At 59.9% G+C, this 16659-nt stretch carries 16 protein-coding genes and 1 pseudogene; 2 read left to right on the forward strand and 15 right to left on the reverse strand.

All coding sequences use genetic code 11. The features are described 5' to 3' along the window. Positions 1-27 precede the first annotated feature (27 nt). Positions 28-522 (reverse strand): hypothetical protein, encoded by a 495-nt coding sequence (locus GOEFS_RS05210; protein WP_007316838.1) that lies wholly within the window; start codon positions 520-522, stop codon positions 28-30. Positions 523-584: 62 nt separating this feature from the next. Between GOEFS_RS05210 and GOEFS_RS05215 the strand changes: the two genes are divergently transcribed. Beyond that, positions 585-1364, forward strand: coding sequence for a TetR/AcrR family transcriptional regulator (locus tag GOEFS_RS05215; protein WP_007316839.1), 780 nt, complete (start codon positions 585-587; stop codon positions 1362-1364). Here the strand turns inward: GOEFS_RS05215 and GOEFS_RS05220 are convergent. The 10 genes and pseudogenes from GOEFS_RS05220 to GOEFS_RS05265 form a co-directional block, all read right to left on the reverse strand. Further along, positions 1361-2749: an ABC1 kinase family protein gene (locus GOEFS_RS05220; protein WP_007316840.1), complete on the reverse strand. Its 1389-nt coding sequence runs from the start codon at positions 2747-2749 to the stop codon at positions 1361-1363. The two genes, GOEFS_RS05215 and GOEFS_RS05220, sit on opposite strands and share 4 nt — an antisense overlap. A 63-nt stretch (positions 2750-2812) precedes the next feature. Then, positions 2813-3691 (reverse strand): oxidoreductase, encoded by an 879-nt coding sequence (locus tag GOEFS_RS05225; protein ID WP_007316841.1) that lies wholly within the window; start codon positions 3689-3691, stop codon positions 2813-2815. Beyond that, positions 3688-5508 (reverse strand): SDR family oxidoreductase, encoded by a 1821-nt coding sequence (locus GOEFS_RS05230; RefSeq protein WP_007316842.1) that lies wholly within the window; start codon positions 5506-5508, stop codon positions 3688-3690. Before GOEFS_RS05230 ends, GOEFS_RS05225 begins: the two co-directional genes overlap by 4 nt. Further along, on the reverse strand, positions 5505-6566 hold the full coding sequence (locus tag GOEFS_RS05235; protein WP_007316843.1) for a ferredoxin--NADP reductase: 1062 nt from the start codon (positions 6564-6566) through the stop codon (positions 5505-5507). The genes GOEFS_RS05230 and GOEFS_RS05235 overlap by 4 nt, the downstream gene beginning before the upstream one ends. Continuing rightward, positions 6563-7409: pseudogene (locus tag GOEFS_RS05240) on the reverse strand (SDR family NAD(P)-dependent oxidoreductase). Before GOEFS_RS05240 ends, GOEFS_RS05235 begins: the two are co-directional and overlap by 4 nt. 32 nt (positions 7410-7441) lie before the next feature. Next, a complete protein-coding gene (locus GOEFS_RS05245; protein ID WP_007316846.1) occupies positions 7442-9016 on the reverse strand; it encodes a flavin-containing monooxygenase in 1575 nt (524 codons plus the stop codon). 103 nt (positions 9017-9119) lie between these two features. Then, on the reverse strand, positions 9120-10013 hold the full coding sequence (locus GOEFS_RS05250; protein WP_050949790.1) for an alpha/beta fold hydrolase: 894 nt from the start codon (positions 10011-10013) through the stop codon (positions 9120-9122). Beyond that, a complete protein-coding gene (locus GOEFS_RS05255) occupies positions 10010-11014 on the reverse strand; it encodes an AurF N-oxygenase family protein (protein ID WP_007316849.1) in 1005 nt (334 codons plus the stop codon). The genes GOEFS_RS05250 and GOEFS_RS05255 overlap by 4 nt, the downstream gene beginning before the upstream one ends. An 86-nt stretch (positions 11015-11100) precedes the next feature. Beyond that, positions 11101-12108, reverse strand: a complete 1008-nt coding sequence (locus GOEFS_RS05260; RefSeq protein ID WP_007316850.1) for a diiron oxygenase — start codon at positions 12106-12108, stop codon at positions 11101-11103. Then, a complete protein-coding gene (locus GOEFS_RS05265) occupies positions 12108-13433 on the reverse strand; it encodes a saccharopine dehydrogenase family protein (protein WP_007316851.1) in 1326 nt (441 codons plus the stop codon). Before GOEFS_RS05265 ends, GOEFS_RS05260 begins: the two co-directional genes overlap by 1 nt. 125 nt (positions 13434-13558) lie before the next feature. Between GOEFS_RS05265 and GOEFS_RS05270 the strand changes: the two genes are divergently transcribed. Continuing rightward, entirely contained in the window at positions 13559-13918 is a 360-nt protein-coding gene (locus GOEFS_RS05270) for a DUF4873 domain-containing protein (RefSeq protein ID WP_007316852.1), read from the forward strand. Between the two features lie 82 nt (positions 13919-14000). Here GOEFS_RS05270 and GOEFS_RS05275 read toward each other — a convergent pair whose 3' ends face one another. The 4 genes from GOEFS_RS05275 to GOEFS_RS05290 form a co-directional block, all read right to left on the reverse strand. Beyond that, positions 14001-14315, reverse strand: a complete 315-nt coding sequence (locus tag GOEFS_RS05275; RefSeq protein ID WP_138917889.1) for a hypothetical protein — start codon at positions 14313-14315, stop codon at positions 14001-14003. Positions 14316-14536: 221 nt separating this feature from the next. Beyond that, positions 14537-15088, reverse strand: a complete 552-nt coding sequence (locus GOEFS_RS05280) for a hypothetical protein (protein ID WP_007316854.1) — start codon at positions 15086-15088, stop codon at positions 14537-14539. Further along, positions 15085-15831 (reverse strand): hypothetical protein, encoded by a 747-nt coding sequence (locus tag GOEFS_RS05285; RefSeq protein WP_007316855.1) that lies wholly within the window; start codon positions 15829-15831, stop codon positions 15085-15087. The genes GOEFS_RS05280 and GOEFS_RS05285 overlap by 4 nt, the downstream gene beginning before the upstream one ends. A gap of 19 nt (positions 15832-15850) precedes the next feature. Further along, positions 15851-16651, reverse strand: a complete 801-nt coding sequence (locus tag GOEFS_RS05290) for a hypothetical protein (RefSeq protein WP_007316856.1) — start codon at positions 16649-16651, stop codon at positions 15851-15853. Positions 16652-16659: the final 8 nt, after the last annotated feature.

The raw sequence follows: 16659 nt of genomic DNA on the forward strand, positions 1-16659 counted from the left end.
CGGACTGTATTGATGTGACATGACCGCTTACCCCCCGAGCAGGTCTGACAGGTCGAACGAGGGCAGCGCGGGCATGCCCGTCAGTTCAACCACCGTGTAGATCAGATACGGACCGAAACCGTCGTCGGCCGACGCTATGGTCACCGTGTGCCGCGGGCCGATATAGGTTGGCTGGCCGATGAACTCCTGGTTCACAAACCCCGCGTCGACCAGTTTGCGTTGCGCGCGAGCCAGTGCGCCGGACCCGACCTCGCTGACCGCCAGGAGATAGGCCGAGTCCGAGGCTCCCGCGAGAGACGAACTAATGCGCCGATAGCGGCCCGCGAGGACAGGAACATCGGCCGGGAAACCAGCCGGCAACACCACACTTCCCCGTTCCGGTGAGGTCAGCGGGCTCACCGGTGGATAACTACTCTTGCTCACCGCACCCCCGGTCAGTGCATCGCCACACCCCGCGGTACCAGCGCCGATAACAACTGCGATGATCGCCGCCACAACCGAGCGGCAATGTAGTACGCTCATCTCCCCTACCTTAAGTATCGGTTACTGAAAGTAGCACACAACACGACGACAAAAGGCAAGTTATGGCAGAACCACCCTCGGGACTTTTGGCGGAAAAGCTACCGCCGGTATCCGATATCATTGACGCCGTGTCAGACGCATCGACGGCCATCCCCAAACGCGCAGACGCGCGAACCACCCGATGGACCGAACATCGAATTAAGGTGCGCGCCGAGTTCGTCGAAGCATCGATTCGAGCAATCGACACGATCGGGCCCAACGCCACACTCGATGACATCTGCACCGAACTGGGCGTGCGCAAGCCGAAGCTCTACCGCTTCTTCGACGACAAGAGTGATCTCTACAGTGCGATCCTGGAAAACGTCTCGACAACACTGTGGGGCCGTCTGGCCTCGTCGATCAATTTCTACGAAGACTCGGTCGAGGACATCATCACGCATCTCAGCTCGGAGTACGCCGACGTCGTCAGCGAGCACCCGAATCTGGTCACATTCCTGGTCACCGGCCAGTACTCGGGTTCAGCCACCCACCCCCTCGACGCCGCGCGGACATCCATCGATCGGGCGACCGCCATTTCCGAGGACGTGCTCGCCAACTTCATCAGCTCGTCCGATCGTCTCGAACTGACTATCTACTCGATATTTGGTATCGCCGCCTCTGGCGCGGACTGGTGGATACGTTCGGAACGGCCAGGTAGGACCGCACTTCCCAAGGAGCTCTTCGTCGCACAGTTGGTGCGTTCCATCCTCGCGGTGGTTATCGCGAATGTCGACGCCGATGGGGACTTCGACGTCTCGCAACCGCTCCATCTGGCGCGCACCTCCGACGACTTCGACTTTTAGTCGACGCGATCTGTCCGCGACGCCCGCCACGTCGCCTCGAGCCGGCCCAGGTCGGTATCGGGTTGATAGTCATTGAGCCACTCGCGAGCGATGCGAAGCCAGTTGGCGGTAGCACCGAGTTGCCCGAGCATGCTCGCGGTTGCCATGTCGACTCGACGCGACATCAAATGCTCAGGCGGCAGGTGCTGACCGCGCACCTCGTTGAATGTGCTCGCCATCGGGTCGATGACCCGCATCACCGATCCCCCCAGATCGGGAGTCATCGTCACTTCCTCGTCGACCATCTGCCATTTGAACGCATCCAGCGTGTAGCCAAGACAATCGTCACCGGTGAAATCCGAGTCCGCCGCGATAATTCCCCTCGCAACGGCCAGCTCACGGATTTCGTCGCCCCGACTGTCCACACCCGCGCACCATAGCCTGCGCTCGAATTCTACTGAATCGGCGTCCATTTCCTTATACGCTCCGAAGTCAATAAATCCGACCCGACCGTCGGCACCGAGGAGAATATTTCCGGGGTGCGGGTCACCGCAGAATTCACCTTCGCGATAGATCGTACCGACGTAGAAGCGATACAGAATCTCGCCGACCCGGTCCCGTTGTTTTTTATCGAGTGCGCGCATTTCGCTGAATGAGACACCGTCAAACCACTCGGTGACCAGCAAGGATCGAGTGGATAGCTCCGCGACGACGTCGGGAACCGTGATGAACGGATGGCCAGCGAACTTTTGCGCGACGCGATGTTGGGCGCGCGCTTCGGCCTCGTAATCGAGTTCATTATAGAGAACAGATCTGAACTCGCCGATGAATTGCGGCGTCGCGATAGTCGGAATAGCTGATCGCCAAAATTTCAAGAACGCGGTAATGTTTTTCATGTCGGCTATCACCGCCGCATCGATTCCAGGATATTTTATCTTGAGCGCGACCTCACGGCCATCATGCAGTTTCGCTCGATAAACTTGGCCGATAGACGCGGCGCCGGCAACTTTATTGTCGAATTCGGAGAATATACTTTCGATAGGCGCGCCGAGTTCACGTTCGATCGCCGAACGCATCGTCGCGAGATCCACTTCTGGCGCATTATTTCGCAGAACTGCCAGCTTCTCCTGAAAAGCTTCTCGACTCTCCTCCGGAATGAAGGGAAACGAGACCATAGACAACATCTGCCCGGCCTTCATCGCAGCGCCCTTCATACCGCCGAGAACATTCACGAGTTGTTCGGCGGCTTGCTGCAGGACCGCGTCGCGGCGCTCCATTCGGACGTGCGCCGGCTGCCCCACCGTCGATACCCGCACCCCGACGTCGCGCACCACCTGGCTCGCGACAACCTGAGTCAACTGACGACCACGTGTCAGCCGGGAGGCCGTAATGTCCTTCCTCGCCATCTGCGTTCACTTATCCTTCACCGCTAGGAGTGGGTCCCCAGGGTAACCCCCTGCCGTCGCGGATCAGATGGAGTAGGTGATTCCGGTCATTTCCTCTGATCGATCCCAGAGGCGTTCCCACATCTGGGTATCCTTCGAGAGTTTCGATGAACGTGACGCTCGCACCGGGCCACGAGACTGGCTAAAACCGCCGGTCGGTCCCCAGAATACGTCGGGGTCAACATAGGTGACCGTCGCTGCGAATAGCGTTGATTCCGCTGCGTTCTCGGGCGGGTGTCCGATGAGTGAGGCGCCCACCTTCGCGAACCGATCGGCAATCGTCTCGGTGCGGGTAAAAAGATCGGTACCTGACACTCCGGGATGAACGCCGAACGACCGCAGTTCGCGGTCGGAAGCGGCTAGCCGACGGTTGAGTTCCCGCGCGAACATCAAGTTCGCGAGCTTGGACTGCGCGTAGGCAGCGTTGCGCCGGTAGCGCCGTCGCTCGTAGTTGAGATCGTCGATCCGCAGGGTCGAAGTATGAGCGTGGGCAATACTCGACAATGTCACGACCCGGTCGCCGATCTTGTCCAGCAAGAGCCCGGTCAGCGCGAAATGACCGAGGTGATTCACCCCGAACTGGGTTTCAAAGCCGTCAGCTGTCCGACTGAACGGGAGATTCATCAGTCCGGCATTGTTCACCAGAACATCGAAGTCACCCATACCGTCGGCGAAGTCCCGGATCGACTTCAGATCGGATAGGTCCAGACCGCGTACTTGCACGTCACCGATCAGCCCATCGGCGATCTTCTTCGCGGATTCGACATTGCGACAGGCCATGATGACTTTCGCGTTCCGTTGCGCGAGCACGCGGCTAACGACCGTCCCGAGGCCGCCGTTGGCGCCGGTGACGACGAAAGTCTTCCCGGACAGATCCGGCACGTCGAGCGAACTCCATCTCATCTGTTCTCCTTCGTCTTGCGGGTGCCGCCCGGTATCAGCGACGCCAAATCGGTGATCGAGCCTTTCGAGCCGAAATAACGAACTAATCCGGGTACCGCCCGATTCACCCGATACTGTATATGCGCCTCCGGCGTCACCGGCACTACCGCTTTTCCCCTGACGACCGCGCGTACGATCTGTTTCGCAACCTTTTCGGGCCCGTATCGGCGCATGGCGTACGCGCGATCCCCGACATCTTGCAAGCGACGCTCTTCATCCGCGTCGACCCCGGAAATCTTCGTCGTCGCGACGATATTCGTGTGTACTATTCCCGGACAAATAGTACTGACGCCGATGCCATGTTCAGCGAGTTCGGCACGCAGACAGTCAGAGAACATAAATACCGCGGATTTGCTCGTGGAGTACGCGGCCATACCGCGACCCGGCGAATATGCCGCCATACTCGACAGATTCACGATATATCCGCCGGTGCCGCGCTCGACCATCGCGGCGGCGAACGCACGCGCGCAATTGACCACTCCGAATAGATTGATCGACAACACTCGGTTGAACTCGTCCTCGGTGGTGTCCAGGAAGCGCCCGGCCGCGCCAACACCGGCGTTGTTCACCACTACATCGGGTACACCGTGGTCGGCGACGACCGCCTCGACATGCGCGCGTACCTGAGCCGGATCGCCGACGTCGAGGTGATACGCATGCGCCCGCCCTCCTGTCGAGACGATCAGCCGGACGGTCTCATGTGCCGAATCGGCATCGATATCCGAAACGACGACTTCGGCACCGAGCGCGGCGAACAACTGCGCACTCGCACGACCTATTCCGCTACCGGCCCCGGAAATCACGACGAGCTGGTCGCCGAATTCGGCCCGCTCGATACCCATTTCCGCACGGGCCAAGTCGCGGGCGGGTTCCTTACCGTTCACGTGATCGATGAGCTCGGTGGTCGCCCGGGCAAGAACCGCGGGATGTGAATGAGGCAGCCAATGACCGGCTTTGAGCACCCGACGCCACGTCCGATCGTTCCATTCGGATTCATTGTCATAGGACGACTGGCGCACGGCAGGATCACGGGTTCCCACGATGACTTGCACGGGAACATCGGTGAATCGTTCCCGGGGATGCAGCATCATCGGGAGGAAGTTCGCCCGATAAACGCGCAGCGTGCGCCTGATATCGGAGGTGAATGTTGGGCCGAGACTGACTTTCTCGCGATCGATTCCCTCGGCCAGCCCCACCCCGGCACGCCAGCGCTCCGGGGTCATCGTGGCCCGGAACAGAAGGTCGGGAAGTACCGGCATTGACGAACCGAACATGTAGAGCAACGAGCCGAATTGCCCGAGAGCCAACGCCATGTCCCGTGGGTTACCGCTGGCCAGCCGCTGGCGTGCCAACTTACTCAGATGGTCCCCGGACGGGCCGCTGACCGAGGTAAACGAAGCGACCCGCGACGCGATGTCCGGATCGCAGATCCACTCCCACACCGCGACACTCCCCCAGTCGTGTCCCAGAATATGCACCGGCCGCTCGGGACTCACGACGTCGGCGACAGCGAGGTAATCGCGTGCCATTTCGCTGATCCGGAACTGTCGGAAACTACTCGGGTCGGTTGACTGTCCGGCACCCCGGTTGTCGACGGTCACCACGTGGAAGCGGTCAACGAGGTGCCCGACGACCTGGTCCCACAGGTGATGGGAGTCGGGCCAGCCATGGACGAGGAGAACCACTTCGGCATTCGGATCACCGTGGCGGTAGTACGCGATCTCGACGTCGTCCCGGCGGACGAATTCGGCGACGTCGCCGCGTTGCTCGACGGTCACTGGTCGAACCCAATCTCGACACGGTCACTGACCGGTACGGCTTGACATGCGAGGGTCAGACCGGCCGCGAGATCCGCATCGACGAGCGTGTCGTTCTTGCGCATCCTTACCTCCCCGGACCGTAGCGTGCACGCGCACGCACTGCAGGCGCCTTCCCGGCACGAGTAGGGCGCGTCGAACCCCTTACTCAGCAATACGTCGAGCAGCGCGACCTCGCGCGGCCACACGAGTGTGTGGGTCTCGCCCCCAAGTTCCACTATCACCTCAGCCGCATCCGTACCGTCCTCGAACGGGGGGATCACGATGTCGGCAAACGGATCGCCGGTCAATGACTGGAAGATTTCGGTATGAATCTTCTCGGGGGAAATCTTCACCTGCTGCATCGCGTCGCGAGCGGTTTCCATGAATTGATCCGGCCCGCACAGATAGACGTCGAAGGTGCGAAACGGACGGAAAGCGTGCGCTAAGCCGTCGACGGTCGGTACGCCTTCTCGGTCATCGAGGCTGTGAAATACGGTAAATCGATCAGGGAATTCCATCAGGATTTCCTCGATCTCCGACCCGAATATCACGTCGTCGTGGGACCTATTCGCGTAAAAGAAGTAGATCGTCGCCGTTCCGCCGATCAGGACGGACTTCGCGATAGAAAGAAGCGGCGTCGCGCCACTACCCGCGCCAACCAGGAGCATGTCCTGATGCAGCGAGCGCGGTACAAACTTGCCCGACGGCGACAACACCGTCAGCCTGTCGCCAGCGCGTAAGTTGTCGCATATCCAGTTCGACGCGTATCCGCCGGGTACGCGCTTAACGGTGACGACCAGATTGTCATCCAGGTGGGGTGAACTCGACAACGAGTAGCACCGGGCAACTGAACCATCAGCGCCGTCGGGGACCCGCACGGTCAGGAACTGCCCTGGCAAATAGCGAAACTTTCGGACCAGACTGTCGGGCACCGCGAGAATCACTGAAACCGCGTCGGCGGTCTCCGCGATGACCTCGAGGACTTCGAGGGTTTGGACATGGGTATTGGTCGCGACCTGCGCAACGTCGGCACTCATAGCTCGATCCCCAGCTTCTCCCCCACCTTGAATCCGAGCCGCGCGAATGGAGCACCGATGTCCTGATAGCGCGGCCCGACGATGCGCGGTATCCCGTCGAATACTCGAGCGTCGGGGCCGATCAACACCCGAGGCCGATTCGCTCGGACTCCGCGCAGAATGGCGCGCGCGGCCGAGTCCGGCCGGGTGAGGGCGATCATTTGGAAACCGCGATGCACGAACTCCGCTTTGTCCTCGGCGCCGACGCCACGTGCGTTGGCGACGATATTGGTCTTGATCCCACCCGGATGCACGCAAGTAACACCGACCGGGTACTTCCCGATCTTCATTTCCTGCCGAAGTGACTCGGTGAAACCGCGGACCGCGAACTTGGCGGCGTTGTACGCGCTCTGCGTGGGAATACCCATCAATCCGAATACGGACGAAACGTTGGCTATGTGTGCGTCACCAGACGAAATGAGATGGGGCAGAAAGGCTTTGGTGCCGTAAGCGACGCCCCAGAAGTCGATGTTCATCACCCACTCGAAGTCGTCCCAGGTCATATCTTTCACCTCGGCCCCAGCGCGACTCCGGCGTTGTTGAACAGCAAGTTGGCCCGCCGAACTCACTGATGACATCATCGGCATGCTGATAGACAGCATCCTTGTCGGCGACGTCGAGCGGGTAGGCCACCGCCTTCACCCCGACCTTTTCGCACATCGCAGCGGTTTCGGCGACACCTACGCTATCGATATCCGAGAGCGCGAGTGCGGCTCCCTCGTCGGCCAACCGAAGCGCCAGTCCCCGGCCGATACCTGAGCCGGCGCCGGTGATCACGGCGACCTTGTCGCGAAAGTCCTTCATGGTGGTTATCTCCCTCGAAAGTGGGTTGTGAGTCAGACCGCGGCGGGTTCCGCATTACGGGGCGCCGGCCGCGCAGCTGGGATCTTGGTGAGGAATTCATATTCCTCGGCGACGACGCGACGGGTCTCCAACCAGTACTTCCAGGTGTAGCCGGGCCATAACGTTCGGTTGTTGCCATGTGCGTCGAGATACCAGCTTTGGCAACCCCCGGTGTTCCACACCGATTTCGACAGCTTCTGCTGGAGTTGCTCGTTATAGGCGTTCTGAACCTCCGAAAGCGGCACCATCGCATCCACGCCGCGTCGGTCGACCATTCGAATCGCTTCGCTCACATAGTGGATCTGCGACTCGATCATGAAGACGATCGATGTGTGGCCAAGACCGGTATTGGGTCCGAGTAAGAAGAACGCATTGGGCATTCCATCAACCGAAATCCCCCGCAGCGCCTGCGGGCCATCCTCGCGGAAACGAGCGACGAGGTCAGCGCCATGCCGCCCGGTGATTTCGAGTGATTCGAACGAGTCGGTGACGTGGAAGCCCGTTCCGTAGATGATGACGTCCACTTCGCGTTTCGTGCCGTCAGCCGCGACGATCCCGGTCTCGGTCACTCGCTCGATGCCGTCGGTAATCACCGCTGACTTCGACTGATTGAGCGCGCGGTAGAACGTATTGGATCCCAGCAGCCGCTTGCAGCCCGGCCGATAGTCCGGTGTGAGTTTTCGGCGGGTATCCGGGTCGTCGATCTGCTTGCGGATATGCCGTTTGCCGATGACCTCGACCGCCTTGAGAAGTGCCGGCCGGTTATTCAGCGCATAAGCACCGGCCTCGGCACCCCAGTACAGTCCCGACCGAAAGGCTCGGCGCAGCCCCGGCACGTGGCGCAATGCCGCACGTACCGGTTCGGGAATTTCGATATTCTCCCGCGGCAGGATCCAGGCCGCGGTGCGCTGATAAAGCTGCAGCTCTGCGACGTCATCGACGATTTGCGGAACGAACTGGACCGCACTTGCTCCCGTTCCAATAACCGCGACCTTCTTGCCGTTGAGGTCTACCGAATTATCCCACTGCGCGGAGTGGAAAGCGTGGCCGGCGAAATTATCGATTCCCGGCAGGGCGGGAATGCTGGGAATATGTAGCGCCCCGATAGCCGAGACGATGAACTGGGTGACGTATTCCTGACCATCGGACGTCCAAATATGCCAACGCATTTCCTCATCGTCCCAGCGTCCACGCTCGGCGACTTTACCAAATGACACGTATTTGTAGATGTCATACTTGGTCGCCACCTCGCGCAGGTAGTCGAAGATTTCCGGCTGGTACGACCATACGCGCTGCCAGTTCGATCTCGGCTCGAATGAATAGGAGTAGAGGTGAGTCGGTACGTCGCAGGCCGCGCCGGGATAGATATTGTCCCGCCAGGTTCCGCCTACGTCATCACCCTTTTCCAGGATTATGAAGTCGCTGCGTCCCTGTTTAGTCAACTCGATCCCCATGCCAAGCCCGGAAAAGCCAGATCCGATGATCAGTACACCAGTGCGAATGATTTCCTTGGGCGGCTTGGTCCTACCCTTACGACCAGCTGGCTTAGCCGTTGACTTGGTTGCCATAGTCTCAATTTCTCCTGACTAATTGCGAGCGAGGCATGCTCACATCGCGACACGAGAGTCGTGTCGCGGTTGATGTTTTTCAAAAATGAATGCCCGAAGTGGTCTAGGCGGGGACGGCTTGCAACTCTCTCGCACGGGCACTGTTCGCGCGAACCAGCACGCCAACCTCCCGAATCACCACCGCCGGTCGCTCGTGCGGGATTATGTGACCGGCACTGGGCTCTTCGAGGAGCAGCGCGCCGGCAATTCCTTCGGCGATCCGCCGGCTGTGTCGCGTTCGGGTGAGTCGGTCTTTCGACCCGCTCAGCACTACCGTGGGAATCGAGTCAAAGGCCGACAAGAGATGGCTGCGCTCGTGCAGCAATAGCGCTATTCCGAGGTCTGCCATCACTGTCGCGTCCACCGACCGCATCTGCTCGATCGTCTCTTCCAGATGCGATCTCGAGGCGGCCCCGCCGTAGAGCCTGCGGCGCATCAGGAGCCGAGTTAACCCGGTGTTTTTCATCAGATGTGGGCGATTGAGCCGCAGCACCCAGGGCGCGGCGGAGATGAATCCGGGCAGGTGTTTGACCGGTGACCACAGCGCGCCCGACGAGGTACTTGCGAAGACCACACCCGACACCCGTTCTGCGAGCAGATCGGGCCAGTGTTCCGCGAGGGCCATGAGTACCATCCCGCCGAGCGAATGCCCGACCAGGACGAGGTCGCCGTCGGGTGCACAGACTTCGATTACCTTCTTGAGGTCGGCTGCCAACCGTGGGAGAGTCGCGCTCCCCACGGGGCCACCGCTGGAGGCGCCGTGCCCGCGGGCATCAAGAGCCACCGTCCGCACGTGCGCGCCCAGCTCACTGTGCAGACCCGCTACAACGTCATCCCACAACCCGCCGGCCAGCGTCCAACCATGCGTGAACACGACCGTCGTCGGCGCATCAGGTGAGCCGATGACTTCAACGTTCAACTCCGCATGGTCGTCGGTATGAACCGTCTGCCTACTCACGCAGGCACCGAGCGCTTACGACCTGCTTTTATTTCAGCAACGATATCGTCGGGTAGTGAACGCGACATGAGCAAGACTCGGGTACTCGCGCGGCCTTTGATGAAACCTGCTTCATAGCAGAAACGCAGCAATGGTTCTCCCGCGAAGACCGCACGTTCTCGATACTCGGGATTGCGCTGACTTTCGAGCAGACCACGGAAATATCCAACACCGATGGAACGGTAAACCTTAGGGTTCACCAGCGCGGGTAGCACTCCGAACACCATCACCGAGAACAATCCACGATGAACCGCGTTATAGACCTTGCCATGTGCTTGCATCGACCGCACCAGCTCTTCGCGGGCATAGGTAATGTGCCGAGCCTCTTCTAATACGTGGATCTTCATCAGTTGCCGCAAATGTGGCTGAATCGACTCGTCGATACTCGCCTCACGCTGCAGTCGATCGAGTATTTCTTCGATTAGCAGCGTGCCCGCGTATGAGGCGGGACCTAAGGGCACCAGCCCAACCAATCGCATCATCTTCATCATGCGCTTCGGGTAGGTGTAAGGCGGCAGGCCGGACTTATTAACCATGCGGCTGAACATCGTCGAATGCCTAGTCTCTTCGCCGACTTCGGCGAGAGCATATCTGCAATGGTCGTTCACCAATTCGGGGTTCTCCATTACCGCCCGCATCAGCATCATCGATAAACCGACCTCCGCGTACAGACCGAAACTGAGGACGGCAACCGTCTCGTGGCGGCCCAGATCGTTCTGCTCTTCTTCGGTCAATTCCGACCAGATTTTCGTGCCGTACAACGTCTGGCGATGAGGCGGGGCCCAGAGCTTGTCGTCGGCGAGCGGCTGATCCCAGTCAATGTCCAGCTCTGGGTTGTAAGCACGTTCAGCGGTAGACCGCAGCAAACGTTCGGCCGTCTTCTGGCGGTCGCCGACTCTGCGTCCGTTGGCTGCCGACGCGCCAGCTGTGTTCACGATCTCGGGTGTCATCTCAGTTGTCATGATTTCTCCGTACTCGCGGTACCACATACTTTGAATAACATTGTGTCCTGCTTCACTCTCGACTGTCAATAGCCTCAGGTGTGCGCCTATTTCCGCTCTGCCGAGCGGGCCGTACGCGGCATCGAAGCGGGGATCGGCAGCACGCGACCCCGGCGGAGAATGGCGCGTTCGGTTGCCGAACCGAATAGACCGTGCTCCATGCCGAAGCGCACAAAGGAATCAGTCATCGCACGAGCGCGCAAGGCGAACTGGTCGGTTCGTTTCGCCATCCGCAACCCGTCACGCGCCGCGATACCGATAGCCGGATACACAGCACCATTGAGCACAATCGGATACAGACCTGCGACGAAGACCGCTAGAACATGCCCGCCGACAAACAGAGACACCGCCTTCGAATTCTCGATCGCGGCGATCAACTCCGAACGGGAGAACTCGATATGTCGTTCGTCGGACATCTCGTGAATACGCATCGTCTGCCGGACATGTGGTTGGAGCGATGGATCCGATGCCATCGCGACCGCGAAACTATGAACGGCCTCTTGAATCATCAGAATCGTACCGGCGGTGAGGAAGCCCGTGGGTAGGAATAAAATAGTCTTCGACAGCACTTTGGCCCCGGCATTGCTGCGATTGTTGAAGAGGCCCGTTTTATTCACCAGCCGCGAGAACATCGCACTATTGCGCGTCTCTTCCTGGATCGCCTTGAGTGTGTACCGCGTGTAGTCATCCATCAAATCTGGGTTCTCCGCGATATTGCGGAACATCAGCAGTGTCAGCGCGCTCTCGGCAAGAATGCCCAGATTGAGGATGCTGGCCAACTCGTGTCGCCCCAGCTCACGTCGCTGAACGCCGTTGAGTAGCTTCCACGCCGGACTGCCGTAGAGCGACGACAACCTGGCCGGCAGCCAATCCAGATCGTCGTCGGCGGGCAGCGTCCAGTCGACGTCGAGATCACCGTCGTAGGCCTCCTCGGCCGATGACATGAGTAGCCGCTGAGCGGTTCGCCGACGTTCGGAGATATGACTACGGTGCCGAACCGGCCGACCGTCGACGGTGCGCGGGACTTCCTTACTGAAGTCTTCGTTGTTATCCACTAGCCTGCTCCTTCTCTCTGATCTGCGTTGTCCGCTCGCACCGGCGGGCTCTCGGAAAGACATTCGACCTCCACCCGCGCACCGACTGCCCGTAGTCGGGGAATAAGTGCATCGCCCATCGCCACCGCGGGGGTTAGCACGCCCCCGAACGGCGAGAGCCGGTCGGTGTCGAGCGCGAGCGCCAGCCCCGCCTGCGAGAAGATGACCGCCGTCGCGGCGTATCCGGGATCACCCGCCATGGCAAACGTCGCTCGATAGCGAACGCCCCGGGTGGTGCGGGTATAAGTCTCGAAGGTGAAGTGTCCCTTCGCCCGACTCTTGACACTCGGACCGCTGCCCGACTTCGGCAAGAGCGCGTCGGTGAACCACTCGGGTACGAATTTCACCAGCGTGGCGAGCGGCATCATCGACAGGCCGCCGGCCATTATCAGTGCTGGAATAAGGGAAAATGGCCCGACCGGCACCGTCATGACCTCGCAGTACTTAAATCGGCGGCCATACGACCAGTCGGTCAAGGTATTGCTGCGTCGCACCACCCGACTGTTGTGGGGACCCATAAAGAATCCGCCGGCCCATCCGCGCAGCCCCTCGTCGACGTGGCGCAATGCGACCAGACGACCATCGTTCTGGCGCCCGAGTGCGGGCTCCTCAGTACGGCGGTCACTGTGCGTATACGGATCCAGCGCATTTCGCAGGGCAACTCGATCAGCCGCCATCGCACGTCCATGCGCCAAGCCCGACGCCGCGGTGCCGCCGCTGAACCCACCCCGGACGCGCCGCACCACCATCGTCGTTTCGGTGAGTTCACCAGCGTCGTCGCGCCGCGCTTGGGCGTGCAGCAGATGGACGAGCAAATCCGAGGGGACCGAATCGAATCCGCTGCTGTGCACGATGCGCGCGCCAGTGCGTCTGGCAGTTTCGGCGAAGTTGAGGATGCTTTCCCGGACGAATAGCGGCTCGCCGGTGAGATCGGCATAGTCGGTGCCCGCCTGCGCACATGCCCGAACGACCTCCATGCCGTAGTGCGTGTACGGGCCAACGGTTGTCACAACCACCTTGGCCGATGCTGCCATCGCGTCGACCGTCGACGGTCGTTCGACGTCGACGATCATCGTGTCGACGTTGGCGCCACGTTCAGCGCAGCGCTGCGCGACGACGTCGAGTTTGACTTGGTTGCGACCGGCCAGCGCGATCCTGAATCCGGCCGGCGCGGCCTCTGCCAGCGCGGACGCGGTGAGCTGGCCGACGAATCCGGTCGCGCCCAAGAGGATCAGATCGTAGTGCCTGCTTCTAGCTGTCGGGGACTTCCGTGATTTCGTCGCCACCTGACATCCTCCCAATCAGTGCACAATCTGTGGTCTACGCCACCAACGTGTGCGGTACTTAAGGTACCGTATACCTAGATTCCCGGAAAAGGAACAGCCCTGTTCCCGCGAGAAAGAAGGTCAGAATGTCCACACCGGCGGACGACGCACACTTTCACGACGACCCGCACGAAGAATCCGACTACATCGGGCCGGCGACGATCATCGTGCGCGGCACCGAGATCGAGGTAGATGTCGAGCTGCGGGGATACCGGGAGCCGATTGACGGCATCTTCCGCTGGATTGGTCGCGCCCAACCGAACGCCGAACTGGCCGAAATCGTCGGCGACCTACAGCGGATGCCAGCGGTGATCCGCACGCCGCACAGTTCGCGGGAGGGGCATGTAGGCGACGTCGACTTCTGGGGCCGCTACCGAGTCATCGGCAAGAGCACGCCGCCGTTCAAGGTCGCAACCGAACTCGCCGACGTCGAGGCGGCCGAGTAGCGAAATAATGCCGGGAACATCTGTCAGAAGCAGCGAACGCTGCGGCAGCGTGGCGGATCCACCGGCTGAACTCTTCGTCGAGTCACTTTCGCCATATGCGGCGGTATTCGGCGTATATGGGGCGGTATTCGGATAGTTGTTTGACGTAATGATCGTAGTACTCGTCGGTTTCCGACTGCAGTCTTCGCGGCGTACTGTTGGCGATCCGGTTTATTGCATCAAGTAGGTCCGGCTCGTCTCTAGCGCCCGGCAGACCTTTGTATAACGCCGCCTCTTCCTTAAAGCGTGAATAGTCCGGAGGCAAGTATCCAAGCTCAATAGCATCGTCTATGGCCCTATTGAAAGAGTACTCGGACGCCCACCAAAGGAGATTATCATTCGTTTCTGATTCTCCCATAGAACCCAAATATATTGCGTGGACCATCAGAATCAACCCCTCCTATTCGCACCTTATGGTGTCGGACAGCGTATCGATGAGTTCCCGCATTTTCATGATCCGATCTGAGGGTAACCAGAATAAAGGTTGGCCTACGATCAACGTGAAGACATTCCCGAGATTCAGGTTAGGCGCTCGCCTCGGCAGCCCAGTCTCAGCGGCTCACCTCATGTATCGAGCTTTTATAGTTGTGGCCACTGGAGGTTGAGGGCGTCGAGCCAGGGATCGAATGGGGTGCCGATGACGCCGAGGTTGTCGGTGACTGCTGTCGGGTTCTTTTCGATACTCAGTAGTGGTTTGTCGCTCACACCATACAAATTCGCGAGTTCAGTGACCGCTTGGCCGCCCGTTCGGATGCGGCCAGCTACCCCTGCATCGGTGCCATCGTCATCGATATCGGGATCGTTGAGGTGGCTTAGATACACCAAGTCGGGTTGGGTTCCGGTGAGCCTCCAGGCACTGAAGGTGACACCGTATTCGTCACCGTCAACGCATAACACGGCGCGACCGGCTGGTAGTCCGGTGAAAAATTGTTCCTCATTGGAGTCAGTAACCGCGCCGGGCACGTCGATACTGACCTGCACTCCCAGTGGGCCGGGATCGCTACGCCAGTCCAAATTGTTGGCCTGGCTGGGGTCCTTGTCGTTGAGTGCTCTTTCGACTTGATCAACTAAACGTTCACCATCAACTTCGGAAGAAAGATCAGCAATGATGACTAATCCGTAAGTGCTCACAGAGAGGCGCCTTTCGGAAATTCTGGGTTGCCAGTGTTGCGGATACTCATGATTGCTAACGATTCAGCACGGGTCCGCAAAATAAGTTCTTCCACCCCGCTGCGATCATCAGCAACCAGCAAGTCACGTAACTCGGTGAAGAAATCAACAACCCGGGGTCCCTCACCTACTCGGGTACTGATCGGCGGATAGTCCCGTATGTGCTTGTCCGCTAATACCCACTCCACATCAGCAACCAACTCCTCACGAGATCGAGACTGACAAATCACCCGCAACGCCACTAACCGCTGTTTTCCGGGGCCGAACATCCTCTCGTACATGGACCGATCGTCTGCTGCCAACCAGAACGCATGTGATTCTTCAGCCGCAGCGAGCCATTCGGCGGGGGTCGGGTTGGTGGCGAAGAGCTGGTCGTTGGCGGCCTGAGCGAAGATAGCGAGGGCTTCAGGGTTGAGCCACTCAGAGGCCCGGCGCCGCGGACCGTCAAACTGTAGATCCCGGGCATCCGCGCCGCGGTCACCAGTGTGTTTTGCTTGCATTGCGCGTCCGAGGAAGGCGTTGTAGGCGATCAACTCCCCAATCGAGGAGGGGCTGAGGTAGATGTAACTCATCCACCAGCCGTCACAGCCGCCGGGGGTCAAGATCAGGTTGCGGCCCGAGCCGACTGCCTCCCACGGCTGTCCGAGGATGTCGATGGCCTCGTTGACCATTGTTTTCCATTCCCGCACTGATACTGACACCATGGCGCGCTACCTTACCTTTCTATTGGTGTGCACCGCTGGTAGCGGGCGCTGTCGTTGTCTTGGGCGGTTGGCTCAACCGAGGATCAGGGGTGAGCGCGGTAATGACGGCACTGATCACACCGGTTGCGTTGATCACCGCTGTACGCCACGTTTTGCTGATTTCAGCGTTCCCCGTCTTTAAGTCGATAACCCTCACGACCTCTTCCATCGCCTTGGTTACCCCGCCGACGGTCTGTTCCACCATTCTGGTGATGATCAGATCTGGGCGGACCGTACCTTTCGTCCCCCGCGGCGCCCATTCAAATCGCCCGGTGTCCGGGTTTGGTTGGAGGTGCATGGCTTTGAGGATGCTGGCTTCGGCGTGGGCAGCCCAGTCGTCACCAAGCAGGTCTTTGAGAATGCTGTCAACTTCAGATTTGACGAGTTCTTCAAAAATTTTGTGGACAGCGGTGCCGTAGGCTTGTGCGGACTTCTCGTAGATTTCCTGGACCTCGTTAGCAACCGCCGCAGATACGTCGGCGATCTGTTGGCCCAGTTCGTCAATTACCTTCTCGATGTACTCGTCGGTGGGCTTGCCGTCAGGGTCGAGATCAGTGTCGGGGTCGGGCGGGTCCGGCGGGGTGAGCAGTTGCGCAATGATCTTGAGGATCGTCTCGATGACCTCATGACCGGGGTGCGGCTCACCTAGCCGCGGCCGTGTCGGCGACGTGCCTTCACCAGGCCCGTCAGGAGTTTGCGGTTCGCCAAACGGCGGATCATTCTCGGGGTCGATGCTAGGTGGTCGGTGATCTGAGGGCGGACGCTGCCCGGGAATCTCCACTGGTGGTT

The sequence above is a fragment of the Gordonia effusa NBRC 100432 genome (genome assembly GCF_000241305.1).
Lineage (GTDB): Bacteria > Actinomycetota > Actinomycetes > Mycobacteriales > Mycobacteriaceae > Gordonia > Gordonia effusa.

Coding starts and splice junctions, on each gene's coding strand:
- GOEFS_RS05210 (WP_007316838.1), bottom strand. CDS start 522: ATGAGCGTACTACATTGCCGCTCGGTTGTGGCGGCGATCATCGCAGTT.
- GOEFS_RS05215 (WP_007316839.1), top strand. CDS start 585: ATGGCAGAACCACCCTCGGGACTTTTGGCGGAAAAGCTACCGCCGGTA.
- GOEFS_RS05220 (WP_007316840.1), bottom strand. CDS start 2,749: ATGGCGAGGAAGGACATTACGGCCTCCCGGCTGACACGTGGTCGTCAG.
- GOEFS_RS05225 (WP_007316841.1), bottom strand. CDS start 3,691: ATGAGATGGAGTTCGCTCGACGTGCCGGATCTGTCCGGGAAGACTTTC.
- GOEFS_RS05235 (WP_007316843.1), bottom strand. CDS start 6,566: ATGAGTGCCGACGTTGCGCAGGTCGCGACCAATACCCATGTCCAAACC.
- GOEFS_RS05245 (WP_007316846.1), bottom strand. CDS start 9,016: ATGGCAACCAAGTCAACGGCTAAGCCAGCTGGTCGTAAGGGTAGGACC.
- GOEFS_RS05255 (WP_007316849.1), bottom strand. CDS start 11,014: ATGACAACTGAGATGACACCCGAGATCGTGAACACAGCTGGCGCGTCG.
- GOEFS_RS05270 (WP_007316852.1), top strand. CDS start 13,559: ATGTCCACACCGGCGGACGACGCACACTTTCACGACGACCCGCACGAA.
- GOEFS_RS05275 (WP_138917889.1), bottom strand. CDS start 14,315: ATGGGAGAATCAGAAACGAATGATAATCTCCTTTGGTGGGCGTCCGAG.
- GOEFS_RS05285 (WP_007316855.1), bottom strand. CDS start 15,831: ATGGTGTCAGTATCAGTGCGGGAATGGAAAACAATGGTCAACGAGGCC.